The 19,179-nt window shown below is 74.0% G+C and carries 17 protein-coding genes and 1 riboswitch; of the genes, 13 read left to right on the top strand and 4 right to left on the bottom strand.

Annotated elements, in window-relative coordinates; all coding sequences use genetic code 11:
• Positions 1 to 74: 74 nt before the first annotated feature.
• From ACWDBB_RS19235 to ACWDBB_RS19210, 6 genes are all read left to right on the top strand, one after another.
• Positions 75 to 338: a hypothetical protein gene (locus ACWDBB_RS19235; protein ID WP_449790742.1), complete on the top strand. Its 264-nt coding sequence runs from the start codon at positions 75 to 77 to the stop codon at positions 336 to 338.
• Between the two features lie 252 nt (positions 339 to 590).
• Positions 591 to 1,904 carry an NYN domain-containing protein gene (locus tag ACWDBB_RS19230; RefSeq protein ID WP_449790790.1) on the top strand — a complete coding sequence of 438 codons (1,314 nt, stop codon included), beginning with the start codon at positions 591 to 593 and terminating at the stop codon, positions 1,902 to 1,904.
• Between the two features lie 201 nt (positions 1,905 to 2,105).
• Complete coding sequence (locus ACWDBB_RS19225) at positions 2,106 to 3,146, top strand: NlpC/P60 family protein (protein WP_449790741.1); 1,041 nt, start codon at positions 2,106 to 2,108, stop codon at positions 3,144 to 3,146.
• 338 nt (positions 3,147 to 3,484) lie between these two features.
• A riboswitch (cyclic di-AMP (ydaO/yuaA leader) is annotated at positions 3,485 to 3,638 on the top strand.
• 10 nt (positions 3,639 to 3,648) lie between these two features.
• On the top strand, positions 3,649 to 4,764 hold the full coding sequence (locus tag ACWDBB_RS19220) for an NlpC/P60 family protein (RefSeq protein ID WP_449790740.1): 1,116 nt from the start codon (positions 3,649 to 3,651) through the stop codon (positions 4,762 to 4,764).
• Between the two features lie 226 nt (positions 4,765 to 4,990).
• Positions 4,991 to 6,037, top strand: coding sequence for an NlpC/P60 family protein (locus tag ACWDBB_RS19215; RefSeq protein WP_449790739.1), 1,047 nt, complete (start codon positions 4,991 to 4,993; stop codon positions 6,035 to 6,037).
• A 170-nt stretch (positions 6,038 to 6,207) separates the two neighbouring features.
• Positions 6,208 to 7,239 carry a hypothetical protein gene (locus ACWDBB_RS19210; RefSeq protein ID WP_449790738.1) on the top strand — a complete coding sequence of 344 codons (1,032 nt, stop codon included), beginning with the start codon at positions 6,208 to 6,210 and terminating at the stop codon, positions 7,237 to 7,239.
• Positions 7,240 to 7,250: 11 nt separating this feature from the next.
• Here the strand turns inward: ACWDBB_RS19210 and ACWDBB_RS19205 are convergent, their stop codons facing one another.
• A complete protein-coding gene (locus ACWDBB_RS19205) occupies positions 7,251 to 8,621 on the bottom strand; it encodes a glycosyltransferase 87 family protein (protein ID WP_449790737.1) in 1,371 nt (456 codons plus the stop codon).
• Positions 8,622 to 8,836: 215 nt separating this feature from the next.
• Here ACWDBB_RS19205 and ACWDBB_RS19200 point away from each other — a divergent pair, with 215 nt between their 5' ends.
• Positions 8,837 to 9,973 (top strand): glycosyltransferase family 4 protein, encoded by a 1,137-nt coding sequence (locus tag ACWDBB_RS19200; RefSeq protein WP_392869394.1) that lies wholly within the window; start codon positions 8,837 to 8,839, stop codon positions 9,971 to 9,973.
• 58 nt (positions 9,974 to 10,031) lie between these two features.
• Here ACWDBB_RS19200 and ACWDBB_RS19195 read toward each other — a convergent pair whose 3' ends face one another.
• Entirely contained in the window at positions 10,032 to 11,825 is a 1,794-nt protein-coding gene (locus ACWDBB_RS19195) for an AMP-dependent synthetase/ligase (RefSeq protein WP_449790736.1), read from the bottom strand.
• A gap of 337 nt (positions 11,826 to 12,162) precedes the next feature.
• Here ACWDBB_RS19195 and ACWDBB_RS19190 point away from each other — a divergent pair, with 337 nt between their 5' ends.
• From ACWDBB_RS19190 to ACWDBB_RS19170, 5 genes are all read left to right on the top strand, one after another.
• Positions 12,163 to 12,624 carry an SRPBCC family protein gene (locus tag ACWDBB_RS19190; RefSeq protein ID WP_449790735.1) on the top strand — a complete coding sequence of 154 codons (462 nt, stop codon included), beginning with the start codon at positions 12,163 to 12,165 and terminating at the stop codon, positions 12,622 to 12,624.
• Between the two features lie 25 nt (positions 12,625 to 12,649).
• On the top strand, positions 12,650 to 13,822 hold the full coding sequence (locus ACWDBB_RS19185; RefSeq protein ID WP_449790734.1) for an ArsA family ATPase: 1,173 nt from the start codon (positions 12,650 to 12,652) through the stop codon (positions 13,820 to 13,822).
• A 138-nt stretch (positions 13,823 to 13,960) separates the two neighbouring features.
• Positions 13,961 to 14,428: a DUF5304 family protein gene (locus tag ACWDBB_RS19180; RefSeq protein WP_449790733.1), complete on the top strand. Its 468-nt coding sequence runs from the start codon at positions 13,961 to 13,963 to the stop codon at positions 14,426 to 14,428.
• A 191-nt stretch (positions 14,429 to 14,619) separates the two neighbouring features.
• Positions 14,620 to 15,564, top strand: coding sequence for an ROK family glucokinase (locus tag ACWDBB_RS19175; RefSeq protein ID WP_449790732.1), 945 nt, complete (start codon positions 14,620 to 14,622; stop codon positions 15,562 to 15,564).
• A gap of 169 nt (positions 15,565 to 15,733) precedes the next feature.
• Complete coding sequence (locus ACWDBB_RS19170; RefSeq protein WP_449790731.1) at positions 15,734 to 16,561, top strand: endonuclease/exonuclease/phosphatase family protein; 828 nt, start codon at positions 15,734 to 15,736, stop codon at positions 16,559 to 16,561.
• On the opposite strand, the gene ACWDBB_RS19165 is transcribed toward ACWDBB_RS19170, so the two are convergent.
• Both ACWDBB_RS19165 and ACWDBB_RS19160 read right to left on the bottom strand, forming a co-directional pair.
• Entirely contained in the window at positions 16,558 to 17,316 is a 759-nt protein-coding gene (locus ACWDBB_RS19165) for a hypothetical protein (protein WP_449790730.1), read from the bottom strand. The genes ACWDBB_RS19170 and ACWDBB_RS19165 overlap by 4 nt on opposite strands.
• Positions 17,317 to 17,326: 10 nt before the next feature.
• Entirely contained in the window at positions 17,327 to 18,121 is a 795-nt protein-coding gene (locus tag ACWDBB_RS19160; protein WP_449790729.1) for an alpha/beta hydrolase, read from the bottom strand.
• Between the two features lie 200 nt (positions 18,122 to 18,321).
• On the opposite strand from ACWDBB_RS19160, the gene ACWDBB_RS19155 reads away from it, so the two are divergent.
• Positions 18,322 to 19,143: a lysophospholipid acyltransferase family protein gene (locus tag ACWDBB_RS19155; protein ID WP_449790728.1), complete on the top strand. Its 822-nt coding sequence runs from the start codon at positions 18,322 to 18,324 to the stop codon at positions 19,141 to 19,143.
• Positions 19,144 to 19,179 lie beyond the last annotated feature (36 nt).

The raw sequence follows: 19,179 nt of genomic DNA, 5'->3' as shown, positions 1-19,179 counted from the left end.
CGCCTCCCGCCGCCGATGCCGGGGCTCCGGGGGGAGCGCCTAGCCCACCCAGGGACCACCCGAGAGGACCCCCGATGACCGTCCCCGCCCTGACCGCCGAGACGCGCTGGCGCTGCACCCTGTGCGGCAACCTCACCCGCTTCGACGTGACCCGCACCGCGCGGGTGACCGAGTTCCTGCACTTCGACCTGGCCGGCGAGTCCGAGGTCGAGGAGACCGAGGTGCTCAGCGAGACGATCGAGTCGGTGCGCTGCCGCTGGTGCAACGCGGTGGACCAGGTCGAGCTGGTGGCCCGCCCGGGTGCCGAGGGGGAGCAGGCCCCCGCCGAGCAGGGCTGATCCCCGCCGCCGCGGCGGGCGGGTGCGCGGAGCACCCGCCCGCGCCGCACGGGACAATACAGAACAAGACGCACGGAGCGTGACGACAGGGGCGGCCGCGGCCGACCCCGCTGGACCAGGATCGGAGCCGAGGACGTGGTGGACGCAGCGAAGGAGCCCGGCGAAGCCCAGGGGCTTCAGCCCGCTGCGGCCGAGGCCCAGGCCGAGGCGGCCGGGACGGCGGACGACTCCTCCGAGCCCGCGGCGGAGCGCGTGGCCGAGAAGCTCGACCGGCCGCTGCCCGAGGGGGTGCGCCGGCGCGTGGTCGGGCTGGCCTCGGACGCGCTCGGCGGGCTGCCGCCGGCCGAGCTCCCGCAGAGCCTGCGCCAGTACGTCAAGTTCACCCCGGTGCGGCGGGCCAAGTACGCGGCCACGGCGCTGGCGGCGGCGCTGGAGGCGGAGCCGGCCTTCCGGGTGCGGATAGCCGAGCGGCTGCGCCTCGGGCAGCCGGACCTGGTGAGGGCGCTGGAGTGCGGCACCGTCCCGAGCGCCGCCGATCCGATGGACGTCGCGGCCGCCGCCTACCTGGTGCGTTCGGAGGGCTGGAGCCGGCTGGTGGCCGAGGCCGGCGAGGAGGCCGAGCGGGCCGGTGCCGAGGACGCGGCCGCGGAGGCGGCCCGGCTGGTGGAGAAGCTGCAGGCCGAGCTGGCTGAGGTACGGGCCGCCGCCCGGGCGGACCTGGACCGGCAGCGGGCCGAGTCCGACGGTGTCCGCAAGGAGGCCGAGTCGCTGCGCAAGAAGGTGCGGTCGCTGGAGAGCGACACCCGCCGGGCGCAGGCCGAGACCCGCCGGGTGAGCGGTGAGCTGGAGGCCCTGAAGGCGCAGGCCGCGGCCGAGCGCGGCGCTGCCGAGACCGAGGCGCGCAGGCTCCGGCACCGGCTCTCCGAACTGGAGACCGCGGCCGAGCAGGGCCGCCGGTCGGCCCGCGAGGGGCGCAGCGTCGAGGACATGCGGCTGCGGTTGCTGCTCGACACCGTGCTGCAGTCGGCCCAGGGTCTGCAGCGGGAGCTGGCGCTGCCGGTCTCCCAGATCCGCCCGGCGGACCTGGTGGAGGCGGTGGTGCCGGGGGCGGCCTCGCCGCACGACGTGGCCCGGCGCGGGCTGGCCGAGGACGATCCGGCGCTGCTGGACCAGCTGCTGGCGATCCCCCAGGTCCACCTGGTGGTGGACGGCTACAACGTGACCAAGGCCGGCTATCCGGCACTGCCGCTGGAGCAACAGCGGATCCGGCTGCTGGGCGGGCTGGCGATGCTGGCCCAGCGCACCCAGGCGGAGGTCACCTGCGTGTTCGACGGGCAGGACCTGGACGTCCCGGTGATCATGGCGCCACCGCGCGGGGTCCGGGTGCGGTTCAGCCGGACCGGGGAAACGGCCGACGAGCTGATCCGCCGTCTGGTGCGGGCCGAGCCGCAGGGCCGTCCGGTGGTGGTGGTGTCCACCGACCGGGAGGTCGCGGAGGGCGTGCGGAAGGCGGGCGCGCGCCCCGTGGCGTCGGTGCTGCTGTTGAACCGGCTGGCCCGACCCTGACCTCGGCCGATTCCGTGTGATTCCTGGTCAGGGGCGGTTCCGGGGCCTTGTGAGGGGGCTGTGGAGTCAGTGTGGGGTGGCCGAGTTCATGCCATCGGGGGAGTGGCAAAACGGATAGATCTTCACTAGGGTCTGGCGTCAAACCTATTTTCGGGAATCTCATCCCATCAGGTGAGTCCGCTGGAAGAAGGAGCCGGTCCCTTGGCCTCCCACCGCCGTCGTCCCAAGCAGCCGAGCCGCGCGCGGATCTCCGTGCTCACCGCTGCCGCTGCGACCGCGGTCGCCCTCTCCGCCCAGGTGGCCGCGCACGCCGCGCCGCAGCCGAACAAGGCGGACGTCAAGGCGCAGATCGACCAGCTCCAGGAGGAGCAGGAGCAGGCGGCGGAGAAGTACAACGGCGCCAAGGAGCGGGCCGACCAGCTGCGCAAGCAGGCCGACCAGCTGCAGGACCAGGTGGCCCGCAGCCAGGAGCAGATGACCCAGCTCCAGGGTGGCCTGGCCGAGGTGGCGGGGGATCAGTACCGCTCCGGCGGCATCGACCCGTCCGTCCAGCTGATGCTCTCCTCCGACCCGTCCGGCTACCTGGAGAAGGCCTCGACCGTCCAGCAGGCCAGCACCAGCCAGGCCGAGGCGCTCAAGGGGCTGCTGGAACAGCAGCGCCGGCTGGACCAGGAGAAGGCCGAGGCGGCCGCCGTGCTCGCCTCGCTGGACACCACCACCAAGGACCTCAATCAGGCCAAGGCGGACGTCAACACCAAGCTGAAGGCCGCCCAGGACCTGCTGAACTCGCTCGGCGCCGCCGACCGCGCCGCGCTGAAGGCCCAGCAGGCGCAGGACGACCGCGCCTCGCGCGGCAGCGAGCGAGTCGACCTCGGCAGCCTGCCGCCGGCCAGCGGCTACGCGGCCGTGGCGATGGCCAAGGCGATGAGCAAGCAGGGCTCGCCGTACGTGTGGGGCGCCACCGGCTCGACCACCTTCGACTGCTCGGGCCTGATGGTCTGGTCGTACGGGCAGGCGGGCGTCTCGCTGCCGCGCACCTCGCAGGAGCAGGGCCACTACGGCACCCGGGTGCCCTCGCTGGACCAGGCCCAGCCCGGCGACCTGGTGATCTACGGCTCCGACATGCACCACGTCGGGATGTACATCGGCAACGGCATGGTGGTCCACGCGCCGCACACCGGTGACGTGGTGAAGGTGATGAAGGCCGACGCGATGCCGATCAACACCATCCGCCGGGTCTGACGGTCCGACACGCCCGCCGGGCTCCCTCGAGGGCCTGTGAAAAGCGCCACCCTCCCTTGGGGGTGGCGTTCGGCTTTCCCGCCCTTTCGCGACCACATGCTGAGAACCGATCAGCCTTGTGTGTGCCAGTGGTCACCATCGGTCATTTTCACAAAAGAACTTGGGTAATCTTCTGCCTTTTTTCTGACAAGGATTTGAACGGATCACGGTTCAGTTACTAGGGTCATGCTCCGAACCACCGCACTGTCGATCGCCCAGCCAGGGTGGCGGCGGTGGTTACCGCCGAGTTCGCGAGGCAGCGGGGCAGGTCGAAGCGACTGCCCGACAGGGGAGCCCAGTGTTCGGGGGCGCTGCGGAGCGGAGCCGGGGAACCATGTTCCTCCGGGGTGAATCGGCGCCAGGTCGGCCGGTGGAACGGCCGTGAGGCGTCGTAGGGCATGCTTCCGGCCCGAACCCGTCAGCTCACCCGGTAGGCGGACGTAGGAAGAAGGAGTCCGCCTTCGTGGCGTCCCATCGTCGTCCCAAGCCCGCCGGTCGCGCCCGCGTCTCGATCCTGACGGGTGTCGCCGCGGCGGCCGTCGTCCTCTCCGCGCAGGGTGCCCACGCGGACCCGCAGCCGACCAAGGAACAGGTCAAGGGGCAGGTCGACCAGCTCAACGAGCAGGCCGAGGTCGCGACCGAGAACTACAACGCCGCCCAGGCCAAGCAGCAGGAGCTGGAGAAGCAGGTCTCCGGCCTGCAGGACCAGGTGGCCCGTCAGCAGGCCCAGGTCACCGAGCTCCAGGGCGGCCTCGCCGAGATCGCCGGCGAGCAGTACCGCAACGGGGGCATATCCCCGACCGTCCAGCTGATGTTCTCCTCCAGCCCGGACAACTTCCTCAGCCAGGCCGGCACGCTGAACCAGGCCGGCAGCACCCAGAAGGGGCAGCTGAAGGAGCTCCAGGAGCAGCAGCGCAAGCTCGACCAGGACCGCAACGAGGCCCAGGGCAAGCTCGCCGAGCTGGAGTCGACCACCCAGCAGCTGAAGGCCTCCAAGGACGAGGTCCAGGGCAAGCTGAAGGCGGCCCAGGACCTGCTCAACACCCTGACCGAGCAGGACCGCCAGGCGCTGCGCCAGGCCGAGGAGAAGGCCGCGGCCGACGCCAAGGCCAAGGCCGACGCCGCCCAGGCGCAGCAGCAGCAGGCCGACCGCGCCTCGCGCGACAACAGCCGCGGCAACCTGGCGACCGGCTCGACCGCCGCTCCGGTGAAGGTGGCCGCGGGCAGCTCGCGCGGTGCCGCCGCCCTCTCGTACGCCGCGTCCAAGGTCGGCAGCCCGTACGTCTGGGGCGCCACCGGCCCGGGCTCCTTCGACTGCTCCGGCCTGATGGTCTGGGCGTTCAACCAGGCCGGGGTGTCGCTGCCGCGCACCTCGCAGGCGCAGGCCGGGGCCGGCACCCGGATCGGCTCGGACATCTCCCAGGCCCAGCCCGGCGACCTGCTGATCTTCTACAGCGACGCCCACCACGTCGGCATCTACGCCGGCAACGGCCAGGTGCTGCACGCTCCCAAGCCGGGTGCGTCGGTGCGCTACGAGGCGGTCGGCAACATGCCGCTGACCTCCATCGTGCGGGTCTGATCCCCGCTCGGACGCCTCCGGGCCCGGTCTTCCCCAGGGAAGGCCGGGCCTGCGGCTTTTCCGGCGGGTCGAGCTGATGTCCGATTAGGGGTCGAATATTCGGGTTGGGAAGGGTTTGGACTCGCTTGCCCGGACTCGCTAACGTCTGCCACCGGACTCCCGCTCGACGGCCGCCCGTCCCGGTGCGGCGGCGGGGCCGCGCCGCAGGATTGGAGCCGCTGCCGCCATGCCCGTGCACCGCCGTTCCCAACTGCTCACCCGGGCGCTGGTGCTGACCGCGGCCGCCGCCACCGCGCTGGGCGTGGCCGCCGGAGGCCGCGCCCAGGCCGCGCCGGACAGCCCGGACCCGGGCGATCGTCAGGACGTCAGGACGCAGGTCGAGCAGCTGTACGACGAGGCCGAGCAGGCCTCCGAGAAGGCGAACGCGGCGCAGGAGGCCCAGCGGCGGCTCCAGGGCGAGACCACGATCCTCCAGGGCGAGATCGCCATTGCCCAGGACCAGCTCAACGAACTGCGCGGCGACCTGGCGACAGTGGCCGGGGCCGAGTACCGCGGTGGCGGAATGGCCCAGACCGCCCAGCTGTTCCTCTCGTCCGACCCGGAGGGCTACCTGGTCCGCGCCCGCACCCTGGGCCAGGCCGCCGCGCGCCAGCAGGAGACCCTGCACGAGCTGGTCACCCGGCAGCGCCGGCTCGACCAGCGCCGCACCGAGGCGGCCGGCAAGCTCGCCGAACTGGACCAGACCCGCCGCACGCTCGCCGACACCAAGCAGCAGATCCAGCAGCGGCTCGCCGGGGCGCAGAAGCTGCTGAACGGCCTGGGCGCCGCCGAGCGGGCCCGGATGACGGCCCAGGACGCCCGGGACGCCGAGCAGCGCGCCACCCGGGGCACCGACCGGCTGGACCTCGGCACCGCCCCGCCCGCCTCCGAGCGGGGGGCGGCCGCGCTTGCCGCCGCGGTGCGGATGATCGGCTCCCCGTACGTCTACGGGGCCACCGGACCGCACGCCTTCGACTGCTCGGGTCTGATGTACTACAGCTGGCGGCAGGCCGGAGTGACCCTGCCGCGCACCTCGCAGGCCCAGGCGTACGCCGGGCAGCGGATCAGCCTGTCCGAAGCGCGACCGGGAGACCTGGTGATCTTCTACCGGGACATGCACCACGTCGGCATGTACGCCGGCGGCGGCGTGATCGTGCACGCCCCCCGCCCGGGTGCCAAGGTCCGCTACGAGAGCGTCACCGCCATGCCGGTCTCCGGGGTGGTCCGGCTCTGAACGCCCCGACGCCCGGCTCCGCCGACCCCGCCGGGATACCCCGCCCCCGCCGCGCCCTGTCCCGGCGGGGCGCGCTGCTGCTCGCGGCCGGCGGGCTGGCCCAGCTGTCGCTGCCCCCGGCCGCCCCGGCGGCGCCGCCCGCGGCGCGCTCGGCGGACCGGCACGGCGAGGTGGCCTCCGCACTGGCGGAGCGGGTCGGGGCGGCACCGCCGTGGGCCGGGCTGCCGGTGGCCGAGGCGGCGTACCGCAACGTGGTGCTCGCCGCCTCCGGCGGGCCGGAACGGCTGACCGCCGCCGCCGACCTGACGGTGCGGATCGCCGGGTACGACGAGTACCCGGTGGTGTACCCGCGCCGGATCGAGCTGGTCCCGGCCGGGGACGGCTGGCGGGTGGAGCGCGAGGAGAACGCGGGCGGACCGCCCGCGCCCTGGGACTTCGGGCCGCTGCGGTCGGCGCCGGGCGCGCACTGCCTGGTGCTCGGGCCGGTCGACGGCCCCGACCCGGCCGAGCTGGTCGCGGTGGCGGACCGGGCGGTGCCCGCCGTCACCGAGGTCTGGGGCGACGCCTGGCCGCAGCGGCTGCTGCTGGAGCGGCCCGCCACCGAGGAGCGGTTCGCCCGGCTGCTGGAGGGCGACCCGGACGGCTGGACGGGCATGGCGGCGGTCACCGTGGCCGCCCCCGGCGCGCCCTGGCACACCCCGGCGGACCGGGTGCTGGTCAACCCGGAGGCGTACGGGCGGCTCAGCGACTTCGGCCGTCAGGTGGTGATCACCCACGAGGCCACCCACGTCGCCACCAGGGCCGACACCCGGGCCTGGACCCCGCTGTGGCTCTCCGAGGGCGTCGCCGACTGGACGGCCTACCGCGACTCGGCCCGCGGCCCGCAGCAGATCGCCCCCGAGCTGGCCAGGGACGTCGCCGCCGGGAAGCAGCCCGCCGCGCTGCCCGCCGACCGGGACTTCGCCGCCGGGGCCGACGGCATCGCCCAGGCCTACGAGCAGTCCTGGCTGGCCTGCGAGCTGATCGCCCGCACCCACGGGCCGCAGCGGCTGGTCGCCTTCTACCGGGCCGTAGGAGCGGCCGACGGGCAGGGCGAGGACCGGGAGCGCCGGACGGACCGGCTGATGCGCCGCGAGCTGGGCGTCGGGCTGGCGGAGTTCACCAGGCTCTGGTTGGAGCAGGTGGCGGCGCTGAAGGGCTGACCGGCGCCGGCTCAGCGGTGCTGCCGGGCCGGGGCGCCCGGGTGGTCGATGCCGTCCAGCAGGTCCTGCTCGTAGGCGATGCCCGGGCGCACCGGATAGCCGGCGGCCGGCAGTGCGGCGGGCTCGTGGTCCAGCACCACGGTGGGCGGCAGCGGCGCCTCGCCGCGGGTGGAGCGCCAGAGCCGGACGCAGGAGAGCACGGCCGCGGCCAGCAGCAGCAGGTTGCGCGCGGCCAGTACGGCGACCGCCGCCGGTTCGCTGGCCAGGACCTGGGTGAACATGGTCGGGAACTCGACCAGGGTGAGCGGGCAGGCGAGCAGGATCAGCAGCGCCACCGGCCGCTGGCTGCTGTTGCGCACGGTCAGGCAGACCGCCGCGACGCCGACCAGCCAGACCAGGTACTGCGGGCTGATCACCCGGCTGGTCACCACGAAGATCAGCAGCGCGCACAGCGCCGCGTCGTACATGGTGGCCGCGCTGCGGCGCTTGGAGGTGTAGCGCCACAGCAGCAGCCAGGCGAAGCCCAGCAGGGTGCCGGCCATCATCACCTTGCTGATCACGCTGACCCACGGCCCGAGCATCTCCGGGGAGCCGTAGTTCATGGTGACCTTGCCGTCCCAGGCGCCGGCGAGCCGGGCGAAGTGCAGCGGCAGCGCGCCGAGCGACTCGACCTCGATGCCGCGGTCCTTCTGGAACGCCAGGAACTCGAAGGCGCCGTTCATCCCGGCCGTCAGCAGGAAGCCGATCGAGACGGCGGTGGCCCCCGCCAGCGTCCAGGAGCGGCGGGTGCGGCGGCCGGAGGGGGTGCCGATCAGGCCGAGCAGCGGCCAGATCTTGACGATGCCGCCCAGGCCCAGCAGCAGTCCGCCCACGGCCGGGCGGCGGATCAGCGCCAGCAGGCCGGCCAGGGCGACCGCGGTGACGATGACGTCGAAGCGGTTGTAGATCATCGGGCCGAGCAGCGGGACGCCCACCACCCACATCCAGGCGCCGGTCAGCGCCCGGCCCCGGCGCAGGCCGGTGCGCACCAGCAGCGCGGCCGCGGCGGCGTCGGCGATCCCGCAGATCACCCAGAACGACACCAGGTACGACCAGGGCAGCAGGCCCGGCAGCAGGATCACCAGGGCGGCGCCCGGCGGGTACTGCCAGGTCACGTCGTCGAACGGGAAGGTGCCGGTCTGGAGCACGCCGTACCAGGCGTGGTAGATCATCCAGACGTCCGCGGTGACGTCGCCGCCGGGCGCCTTCAGCACGCCCGTCGCCAGCAGTACCAGCAGGGCGCGGGTGGCGACCCAGGTGGCACCGAGCGCGGCGAGCGCCCCGAGCGGGCGGCCGAGGCGGCCGCGCGAAGAACCGGGCTCGGTGGCCGGGGCCAATTCCACTGCGCTCCCTCGTTCGTCTCGGACGTCCCCACCGGAGGCGTCGTACCGACGGACGCCCGGGCCGCGTCCTGGACGACGGCCTAGGTACTAGGACTGACCCGGGGGTCAAACGGTTGCCGTGTGCGGTTCCGTTCCCGGCGGGTCATGGTGTTGACCTATCGTACGGATCACCCAGCGGTACACCGCGCACCCCCCGACCGAGCGAGCCTGGCCTGATGCACAGAACCTTGATCGTCACCAATGACTTCCCGCCCCGCCCCGGCGGCATCCAGGCGTTCGTGCACAACATGGCCGTCCGTCAGCCCGCAGGCAGCGTGGTGGTCTACGCCTCCACCTGGCGGGACGGCAGCGAGGTGGCCCGCTTCGACGCGGAGCAGCCGTTCCCGGTGATCCGGGACCGGACGAAGGTGATGGTTCCCACACCGCGGGTCACCCGGCGGGCCGCCGAGATCCTGCGGGCGGAGAAGTGCGACTCGGTCTGGTTCGGTGCCGCCGCCCCGCTCGGGCTGATGGCGCCCACGCTGCGCCGGGCCGGGGCCGGCCGGCTGCTCGGCATGACCCACGGGCACGAGGCCGCCTGGGCCCAGCTGCCGGTCTCCCGGCAGCTGCTGCGGCGGATCGGCGCGGGTACCGACGTGCTGACGTACCTGGGCGAGTACACCCGCTCCCGGATCGCCGCCGCGGTCGGGCCGCAGGCCGCGGCCCGGATGGTCCAGCTGCCGCCGGGCGTGGACGAGACGACCTTCCACCCGGACTCCGGGGGCGCCGAGGTGCGCCGCCGGCTCGGGCTGGCGGACCGGCCGGTGGTGGTCTGCGTCTCCCGGCTGGTGCCGCGCAAGGGCCAGGACACCCTCATCGAGGCGATGCCGCAGATCCTCGCCGACGTGCCGGACGCGGTGCTGCTGATCGTCGGCGGCGGCCCGTACCGGGCGGACCTGGAGAAGCTCGCGGACGCCACCGGCGTACGGGACTCGGTGCGGTTCACCGGCTCGGTGCCGTGGGAGGAGCTGCCGGCCCACTACGGCGCCGGGGACGTCTTCGCGATGCCCTGCCGGACCCGGCGCGGGGGCCTGGACGTCGAGGGCCTGGGCATCGTCTACCTGGAGGCGTCGGCGACCGGCCTGCCGGTGGTCGCGGGGGACTCCGGCGGGGCGCCGGACGCGGTGCTGGAAGGCGAGACCGGGTACGTGGTGCCCGGCGGCTCGGCCTCGGCGGCGGCCGAGCGGATCGTGCGGCTGCTGCGCGACGAGGAGCTGCGGCGGCGGATGGGCGAGGCCGGGCGGCGCTGGGTGGAGCGCTCCTGGCGCTGGGACCTGCTGGCCGGGCGGCTGACCTCGCTGCTGGCCGGGTGACGGCGCGTACGGGCCCCACCTCCTTCCTGGAGAGGCGGGGCCCGTACGGCGCCGGCGGCTACTTCCGGTAGAGCGCCTCGACGTCGGCGGCGAAGTCCTTCAGCACGGCGTTGCGCTTGAGCTTCAGCGAGGGCGTCAGGTGGCCGCTCTCCTCGGAGAACTCGGTGTCCAGCAGGCGGAACTTCTTGACCGCCTCGGCGTGCGACACGGCCGCGTTGCCGTCGTCGACCGCGGCCTGGAGGGCGGCCAGCAGGTCCGGGTCCTCGGCGAGGTCGGCGACGGTGGCGCCGGCGGGCTTGCCGTTGAGCTCCTTCCACTTCGGGAAGAAGTCCGGGTCGACGGTGATCAGGCAGGCGACGAACGGCTTGCGGTCGCCGACCACCATGACCTCTCCGACCAGGGCGTGGCCGCGGATCCGGTCCTCGATCACGGCCGGGGCGACGTTCTTGCCGCCGGCCGTGACGATGATCTCCTTCTTGCGGCCGGTGATGGTCAGGTAGCCGTCGGAGTCCAGCGAGCCGAGGTCGCCGGTGGAGAACCAGCCGTCCTTGAAGGCGTCGGCGGTGGCCTGCGGGTTGTTCCAGTAGCCGGTGGAGACGTGCGGGCCCTTGAGGAGGACCTCGCCGTCCTCGGCGATCCGGACGGAGGAGCCGGGCACCGGCTGGCCGACCGTACCGATCTTCGGCCTGTCGTACGGGTTGAAGGCGGTGGCCGCGCAGGTCTCCGTCAGGCCGTAGCCCTCCAGGACGGTGAAGCCGATGCCGCGGTAGAAGTGGCCCAGGCGCTCGCCGAGCGGGGCGCCGCCGGAGATGGCGTGGGTGGCCCGGCCGCCGAGGGCGGCGCGCAGCTTGCTGTAGACCAGCTTGTCGAAGACCGCGTGCTTGAGCCGCAGGACCAGACCGGCGCCGCCGGCGTCCAGCGCCCGGCTGTAGGCGATCGCGGTGTCGGCGGCCTTGTCGAAGATCCTGCCCTTGCCGTCGGCCTGGGCCTTGGCGCGGGCGGTGTTGTAGACCTTCTCGAACACTCTGGGCACGCCCAGGATCAGGGTCGGCTTGAAGGCGGCCAGCTCGGCGGTGACGTCCCGGATGTCGGAGACGTGGCCGAGCTTGATCGGGGCCATCGCCGGGGCGATCTCGGCGATCCGGGCGAGCACGTGGGCCAGCGGGAGGAAGAGCAGGACGGAACTCTCGCCGGTGCGGAACAGCGGGGCCAGGCGCTCGACGATGTTGCCGCACTCGGCCAGGAAGTTGCCGTGCGTCAGCTGACAGCCCTTCGGGCGGCCGGTGGTGCCCGAGGTGTAGACGATGGTGGCGACGTCGTCGGGGCCGGCGATCCGGCGGCGCTCGTGGACCGTCGCGTCCGGGACGTCCTGCCCGGCGGCGTCCAGCGCGGCGAGTGCCCCGCCCTCGATCTGCCAGGTGTGCTTCAGCTCCGGCAGCCGGTCACGGACCTCGCCGACCACCGCGACGTGCTGGGCGGTCTCGGTGATCACGGCGACGGCGCCCGAGTCGCCGAGGATCCACTCGACCTGCTCGGGGGAGGAGGTCTCGTACACCGGCACGGTGACCGCGCCGGCCGTCCAGATCGCGAAGTCCAGCAGTGTCCACTCGTACCGGGTGCGGGACATGATGCCCACCCGGTCGCCCGGCCGCACGCCCGCGGCGATCAGGCCCTTCGCGGCGGCGTGCACCTCGGCCAGGAACTGGACCGACGTCAACTCCTGCCAGTGGCCGTCCACCTTGCGGCTGAGCACGGCGACGTCCGGGTGCTCCTCGGCGTTCCGGTGCACCGGGTCGGCGAGGTTGCCGCCGCTCGGTACCTGGTAGAGGGCCGGAAGGCTGAAGTCGAGCAAGACTGCTCCTCGTTCGCGACGCTGCGGGACGGCAGGACGTTACTGCCCGGTAGGCAGCTTCGACCAGAGGGGTCGGCCCCGGTGTTCGAAGTGTCACACCCGGCCGGGTCCGACCAGGCCGTGACCGGGTCGTTCGAATGGCACCCTACGGCAGCGCGGCCCGACCGGCGGGTAACATGCCCGCCTTCCAGGCGCCCGCCCGTGCCACGGCCGCCCGCGGAGCGAGGCCCGCGCCACCGGGTCGCGCACCGGTCGCGATAGCCTGCTCCGGGCGGACCGGGCCGAGCGCGCCCCGGCCGGACCGGCAGGCAGAGGCGACGAGGCGGAGGGCCATTCCATGGCGGAGCACACCAGGTCGAGCATCACCATCGACGCGACCCCGGCCACGGTCATGGCCGTGATCGCCGACTTCGCCGCCTACCCGGCCTGGACCGGCGAGGTCAAGGAGATCGAGGTCCTGAAGACCGGTGAGGACGGCCGCGCCGCCGAGGTCCGGCTGCTGCTCGACGCCGGCGCCATCCGCGACGAACACGTCCTCGCCTACACCTGGGACGGCGACCGCGAGGTCTCCTGGACCCTCGTCCGCAGCCAGATGCTCCGCTCGTTGGACGGCTCCTACATCCTCGCCCCGCTGGCCGGCGGCCGCACCGAGGTGACCTACCAGCTCGCCGTGGACGTCAAGATCCCGATGCTCGGCATGATCAAGCGCAAGGCCGAGAAGGTCATCATCGACCGCGCCCTGGCCGGCCTGAAGAAGCGCGTCGAGGGCACCGACGGCAAGAAGCCCGCCCAGAGCTGACACCACCGAACGGGGGGAGGACGGCATGACGGCGACACGCACCATCCTGGTCAGCGGTGACGCCGGCGCGCCCATGGTGGCCGCCGCCACCGCACTGCACGCCGCCCGGCGCGGCCACCGAACCTGGCTGCTGGCCGCCGACGACCCGCACCGAGCCCTGGACTCCGCCCTCGGCACCCGGCTGGAGCCCGAACCGCTGCTGTACGCCCCGGGCCTGACCGTCTCCCGGATCGACGAGCAGGCCGCCTTCCGCTACGCCGTCGGCGAGCTCACCGGCCGGCTCAAGCCCGCCCTCGACCTGCTCGGCGCCGAACAGCTCGACTCCGAGGAGCTCACCGCCCTCCCCGGCATCGCCCGGCTCGCCCTGCTGCGCGCCCTGCCCGCCGCTGACCAGGACGTCCTGGTGGTGCTCGCCCCGCCGCCCGCCGAACTGATCGCCACCCTCGCGCTGCCCGAGCAGCTCGCCCGCTACCTCGACCGGCTCGTCCCCGAGCAGCGCCAGGCCGCCCGGGCCCTGCGCCCGCTGCTGGCCGGGCTGGCCGGCGTCCCGATGCCCGCCGACTGGCTGTACGAGGGGCGCACCAAGGCCGCCGCGGCCCTCGCCGAGTCCCGTGCCGCGATCACCGACCCCGGCACCAGCGTCCGGCTGGTCGTCCCGGCCGACGGCCACCCGTACCGGGAGCTGCGCCGGATCAGGGCCGGGCTCGCGCTGCACGGGCACCGGCCGGACGCCGTGGTCGTGCACGGGGCGCTGCCCGAGGCCGCCGCCGCCTCACCCGACCCCTGGCTGGCCGCCCTGGCCCGCCGCCGGCAGGAGGAGCTGACCGGGCTCGCCGCCGAGACCGACGCCCCGGTGCTGATCACCGGCCTGGCCGAGGTCACCCTGGAGGACGTCGCCGACCGGCTCTACGGGGACGCGGACGGGCCCGAGCGGCTCGCGCCCGAGCCCTGGCCGGTCGAGGACCGGCTCGCCGAGGAGGGCCTGCTGGTCTGGCACCTCGACCTGCCCGGCGCCGACCGCTCCGAGCTGGACCTGGTCCGCCGGGGCGACGAACTGGTGGTCGGACTCGGCACCCACCGCCGGGTGCTCACCCTGCCGTCCGCGCTGCGCCGCTGCGCGGTGGCCGGGGCGGGGCTGCAGGAGGGGGTGCTCTCGGTGCGGTTCGCGCCCGACCCGGCGCTCTGGCCCCGGGGCTGACGGGGGGTCGGCCGGGGGCGGCGGGCGTTCGACGCGACTCTCGGCGGGCGGTCGTCGGCTTTTCGGGCCGCCCGGCCGGTCGGGTAGCGTCGGGCCGGAGGGCCGCGGGGTGCGGCCACGGCTGAGGAGGCGCCCGCGATGACCAGCACCGACGACCGCACCGAGCCCGGCGACGACCGCACCGAGCCCGGCGGCGGGCAGGACGGCGGGCCCGGCGGCCAGGGACACCCGTTCGGGCCGGAGCTGGGCCCGCTGGTGGACGAGGTGCGCCGGTTCGCCGGGGCGCTCGGCGAGAAGGCCCAGGAGGCGAGCGCCACCACCCTGATCACCCTCTCCGGGCTGGCCGACCGGCTGCGCACCCAGCAGCCGGAGGTCTACTCCCACCTCGCCGCCGCCGGCACCGGGCTCGCCGCCGCGGGCTCCGAACTGCTGGCCGCCTACCGCGCCGCCGTGGCCGGGCACGAGAGCCGCTGGACCGCCGGGCCGGGCGCGCCGACCGAGAAGATCGACCTCGACGCCGACTCCGACGCCGCCCCCGGCGCGGACCGTGGTGCCGGCCGTGGTGCCGGCTTTGACGAGGCTGACGGGCCGTCCGCCAAGCAGTGAAACCGTAACTTTCGGAGGGTGATCGCGTTGCTCTCGTACGTCACGAAGGAGGAGATTAGATACGACTTTTGAAGCTTCGCGGCCCGGTTTCCCTAGAATTGTCTTCGGATAATGTATGCGAGGCTGTATACGGGGGCCGGGTTGGGCGGTAGCGTTCCGTCCAGCGGAACGAGTGAATAGCTGAGGGACACATGGCTCTGACCATCGGCGTCGATGTCGGCGGGACCAAGATCGCGGCAGGCGTGGTCGACGACGCGGGCGCGATCCTGGCCCGGACGAGGGTGCCCACCCCGGCCGATCCGCAGTGGGCGGTCGACGCCATCGCGCAGGCGGTGCGCGAGCTCAAGGAGGAGCACCCCGGCGTCACGGCGGTGGGTGTCGGAGCCCCCGGCTTCGTCGACAGCAACCGTTCCACGGTGATCTTCGCCCCCAACATCGACTGGGAGAACGAGCCGCTGCGCGGGCGGATCGAGGAGCTCACCGGCCTGTCCACCGTCGTCGAGAACGACGCCAACTGCGCGGCCTGGGCCGAGTTCCGCTTCGGCGCGGCCGCCGACCACCGCGACATGGTGCTGATCACCGTCGGCACCGGCATCGGCGGCGGCATCGTCCTGGACAGCCGGCTGCACCGCGGCCGCTTCGGCGTGGCCGGCGAGATCGGCCACCTCAACATGGTCCCCGACGGCCTGCTCTGCGGTTGCGGCGGCAAGGGTTGCTGGGAGCAGTACGGCTCCGGCCGCGCGCTGCGCCGCTACGGCCGGGAGAAGACGGCCGCCGACCCGCAGCGCGGCCACCGGATGCTGGAGCTCAACGACGGCGTGGCCGAGACCATCCGCGGCATCCACATCACCCAGGCCGCCGAGGAGGGCGACCCGCTCGCCCTGGAGTGCTACGCCGAGCTGGCCGACTGGCTGGGCCGCGGCATGGCCGACCTCGCCGCGCTGTTCGACCCGGGCGTCTTCGTGCTCGGCGGCGGCGTCTCCGACTCCGGCCGACTGCTGCTCGACCCGGTCGCCAAGGCCTTCGAGCACTACCTGACCGGCGGGGTGCACCGTCCGCGCGCCGAGGTCGTGCTGGCCTCGATGGGCTCCGCCGCCGGCATCGTCGGCGCGGCGGACCTCGCCCGCGTCCCGTAATCACGGCCTCCCCCTTGCGCCTTCGGCCGCGGGGGAGAACTCCTCGAGCCCGCCGGCGGCGGTGCGACCGGGCCCCGACCGACCCCGGACGCACCGCCGCCGTCGCACGTCCCGGCCCGGCCCGGCCGCGTACGGTCGGACCGATCCGGTGACCGCCCAGGGGAGGACCATGAGCGCCGCGACCACGAACGCCTCGACCGCGAACACCGGCCCGAGCACGGGCGCCCCCGCGGCCGAGGCCGCCGCCCGGCCCGCACCGCTGCCCCCGCCCGGCCCGGGCCGGCTGCGCCTGCTCAGCTACAACATCCGCTCGCTGCGCGACGACCGGCGGGCGCTGGCCCGGGTGATCAGGGCCTGCGAGCCGGACCTGGTCTGCGTCCAGGAGGCCCCGCGCTACTGGCGGCCCGAGGGCCAGGCCGCTTGGCTGGCCCGGAACACCGGGACGGCCGTGCTGGCCGGCGGCGGCCGCACCGCCGCCGGTCCGCTGCTGCTCGCCCGGCCCGGTGCGGTGGAACTGCTGGAGGTGCACGACCGGCTGCTGCCCAAGACCCGCGGCCTGCACGCCAGGGGCTTCGCCAGCGCGCTGCTGCGACTGCCCGGCACGGCGCCGTTCACCGTCACCAGCTGCCACCTCAGCCTGGACCAGGAGGAGCGCCACGGGCAGTTCGAGCTGCTGCTCGACCAGCTCGGCATCGCCGAACTCGGCGTCGTGGCAGGGGACTTCAACGAGCACCCGGACGGGCCGGGCTGGCGGCTGCTGGCCTCCCGGCTCCAGGACGGGTACCCGACCGCGCCCTGGGGAGGCGAGTTCACCTCCGTACCGGAGCGCCCCTATCAGCGGATCGACGCCGTCTTCGCCACGCCCGGGATCACCGTCCTCGGCTGCGGGGTGCCGCACGGGCTGCCCGGCGTCACCGAGGCGGACCTGCGGGCCGCGACCGACCACCTGCCGGTGCTCGCCGTCCTCGAACTGCCGATCATCCCGTCGAACGGCTAGACGACCGCGCCGTGGTCCGGGTCCTCCGGCTCGTCCTCGTCCCGGTCCTTCATCCGCGCGACCAGGGTGACGAAGCCGCCGAGGAAGGCGGTGATCCCGACCCAGGCGGGCCAGCCGGAGATCTCCCGCCAGACCACCGCGTCGACCAGCAGCAGGGCGGGGCCGCCGAGCACCGCCAGCCAGGCGAACTTGGCCGTCACGTCGGCGGTCGGCAGCGGCGGGGGCTCCGGCGGGACGAAGTGGCCCTCGTCGGTCTCCTCGGCCAGCTCGAAGTCCCGAGGACCCGCGCCGCCCGCCGGCATCACCGGCCGGCCGGAGCGGGGGCGGGGTTTGGGGGCGAGGTCGGAGAGGTCGCCCTGGTCGCCGCGGCCGCCGTCCTGGTGGCCGCCCTTGAGCTCGTTCTGCGCCCGGAGGTTCTCGATCTCGGGCCAGTTCGGGTTGTTGAGGTCGACCGGGTCGTCGAACTGGGCGACCAGGGCGGCGAAGATCTCGTCCTGCTCGGCCTGGCTGCGCTCGGGCGCGCGGCGCGGACGGCGCTCGGCGGGGGCCGCGGGCTCGGTGGCGTCCTGCGCGGAGCCCTCGGTGGCGTCCTTGACGGCGTCCCGGACGGGCGGGGGCGTCGGGGCGCCGCCGTCCGCTCCGGTACGGTCCGCCGGCACGCCGCCCGGGGCGGCGGCGTTCGTCCCGCCGTCCTTGGTCGCGCCGTCCTCGCGGGGAGTCTCGTCCCCGCCGCCCGCCGTGCTGCTCTCGTGCACTTCCGGCCCTTCAGCCATGGTGGTCGTCGGATTCAACCCGGATGACGCCCGCCGCGTGCGCGGGAGCCAGCCGTCGGATGAAGTCCTGGCTGGCCGCGAATATTTCCGCCGCGTCGTGGTCCAGCGTCGCGACGTGGAAGCTGCGTTGGCACAGCCGCTCCGCCACGTCCGTCGAGGATATCCGGGCCAGCACCAGTTCGGAGTTGGCCGGCGAGACGACGTGGTCCTGCGGGCTGTGGAAGAGCAGCACCGGCTGGGTCACCTCCGGCAGCAGCCCCTGGACCTCCCGCCACAGCCGGCTCAGCGACCAGGCGGCGTGCAGCGGGGTGCGGTCGTAGCCGACCTCGGCCGCGCCCGCCCGGGCGATGTCGCCCGCGACCCCGCGCAGGCTGGGGACCAGGTGGCGCAGCACCGGCAGCAGCACACTCGCGGGGGTGTCCGAGCGCACCGACGGGTTGACCAGCACCAGGCCGGAGACGGTCGGCCCGTGCAGCGCCGCGAGCCGCAGCGCCAGCCCGCCGCCCATCGACAGCGCGCAGACGAAGACCTGCTCGCACTCCTCGGCGAGCGCCAGCAGCTCGCGCTCGACCTCCGCGTACCAGTCCTCCCAGCGGGTGACCTGCATGTCCTGCCAGCGGGTCCCGTGCCCGGGCAGCAGCGGCAGCGAGACCGTGTGGCCGGCCGCCGCCAGGTCCTCGGCCCACGGCCGCAGCGACTGCGGTGACCCGGTGAAGCCGTGGCAGAGCAGTACTCCCACCGGTCCGCCACGGTGGCGGAACGGCTCGGCACCGGGCAGCAACGGCATGGCGGACTCCTTCGCGGGCGGGTGGCGCTGGGGGAGGGACGCTGGAGGGGAGGTGCTGCGGACCCGCATCGTCCCACGCGCCGCGCCGGGTCGTACACCCCCTACGGGCGGGCCCGGGCACCGGCCCCCCGGCGGGGCCGGGCGCGGCGGACGGCCGCGGGGCATTAGGATCGACCGGTCCGCATAACAGGAGGCCCGGGTTGTTCTACCGACTGATGAAGATGATCGTCGCGCCATTGCTTCGGATCTTCTTCCGGCCCTGGATCGAGGGCGAGGAGAACATCCCCGCCGAGGGTGCGGCGATCATCGCGAGCAACCACCTGTCCTTCTCGGACTCGTTCTTCTTCCCCGCGCTGATCAGGCGTCGGGTCACCTTCATCGCGAAGGCCGAGTACTTCAACACCCCGGGCCTCAAGGGCCGGCTGACCGCCGCGTTCTTCAAGGGCGTCGGCCAGCTGCCGGTGGACCGCTCGGGCGTGCGCGGCGCCGGTGAGGCCGCGATCCGCAGCGCCATCGCCGTGCTGGACCGCGGCGAGCTGTTCGGCGTCTACCCGGAGGGCACCCGTTCGCCCGACGGCAAGCTGTACCGCGGCAAGGTCGGCGGTCTGGCCCGCGTCGCGCTGGCCACCGGCGCCCCGGTGATCCCGGTCGCCATGATCGACACCGAGAAGGTGCAGCCGCCCGGCCAGGTCGTTCCCAACTTCGGTATCCGTCCCGGCATCCGGATCGGCCGCCCGCTGGACTTCTCCCGCTACCACGGCATGGAGAACGACCGCTTCATCCTCCGTTCGGTGACGGACGAGGTGATGTACGAGATCATGCGGCTGTCCGGCCAGGAGTACGTGGACATCTACGCGACCGCCGCCAAGCGGCAGATCTCCGAGGAGAAGAAGAAGGCCGACGCCGAGCGCCGGGCCGCCGCCAAGGCGGAGAAGGCGGAGGCCGCCGAGGCCGAGAAGGCGGAGAAGGCGGAGAAGGCCGAGAAGGCCGCCGAGGCGGGCAGCTCGGAGAAGCCGCAGTAACCGGAGCAGGCGCCCGGGTGGCCGCGCGGCCACCCG

Source organism: Kitasatospora sp. NPDC001095, from assembly GCF_053598615.1.
This window is presented reverse-complemented; position numbering and strand designations above follow the sequence as displayed.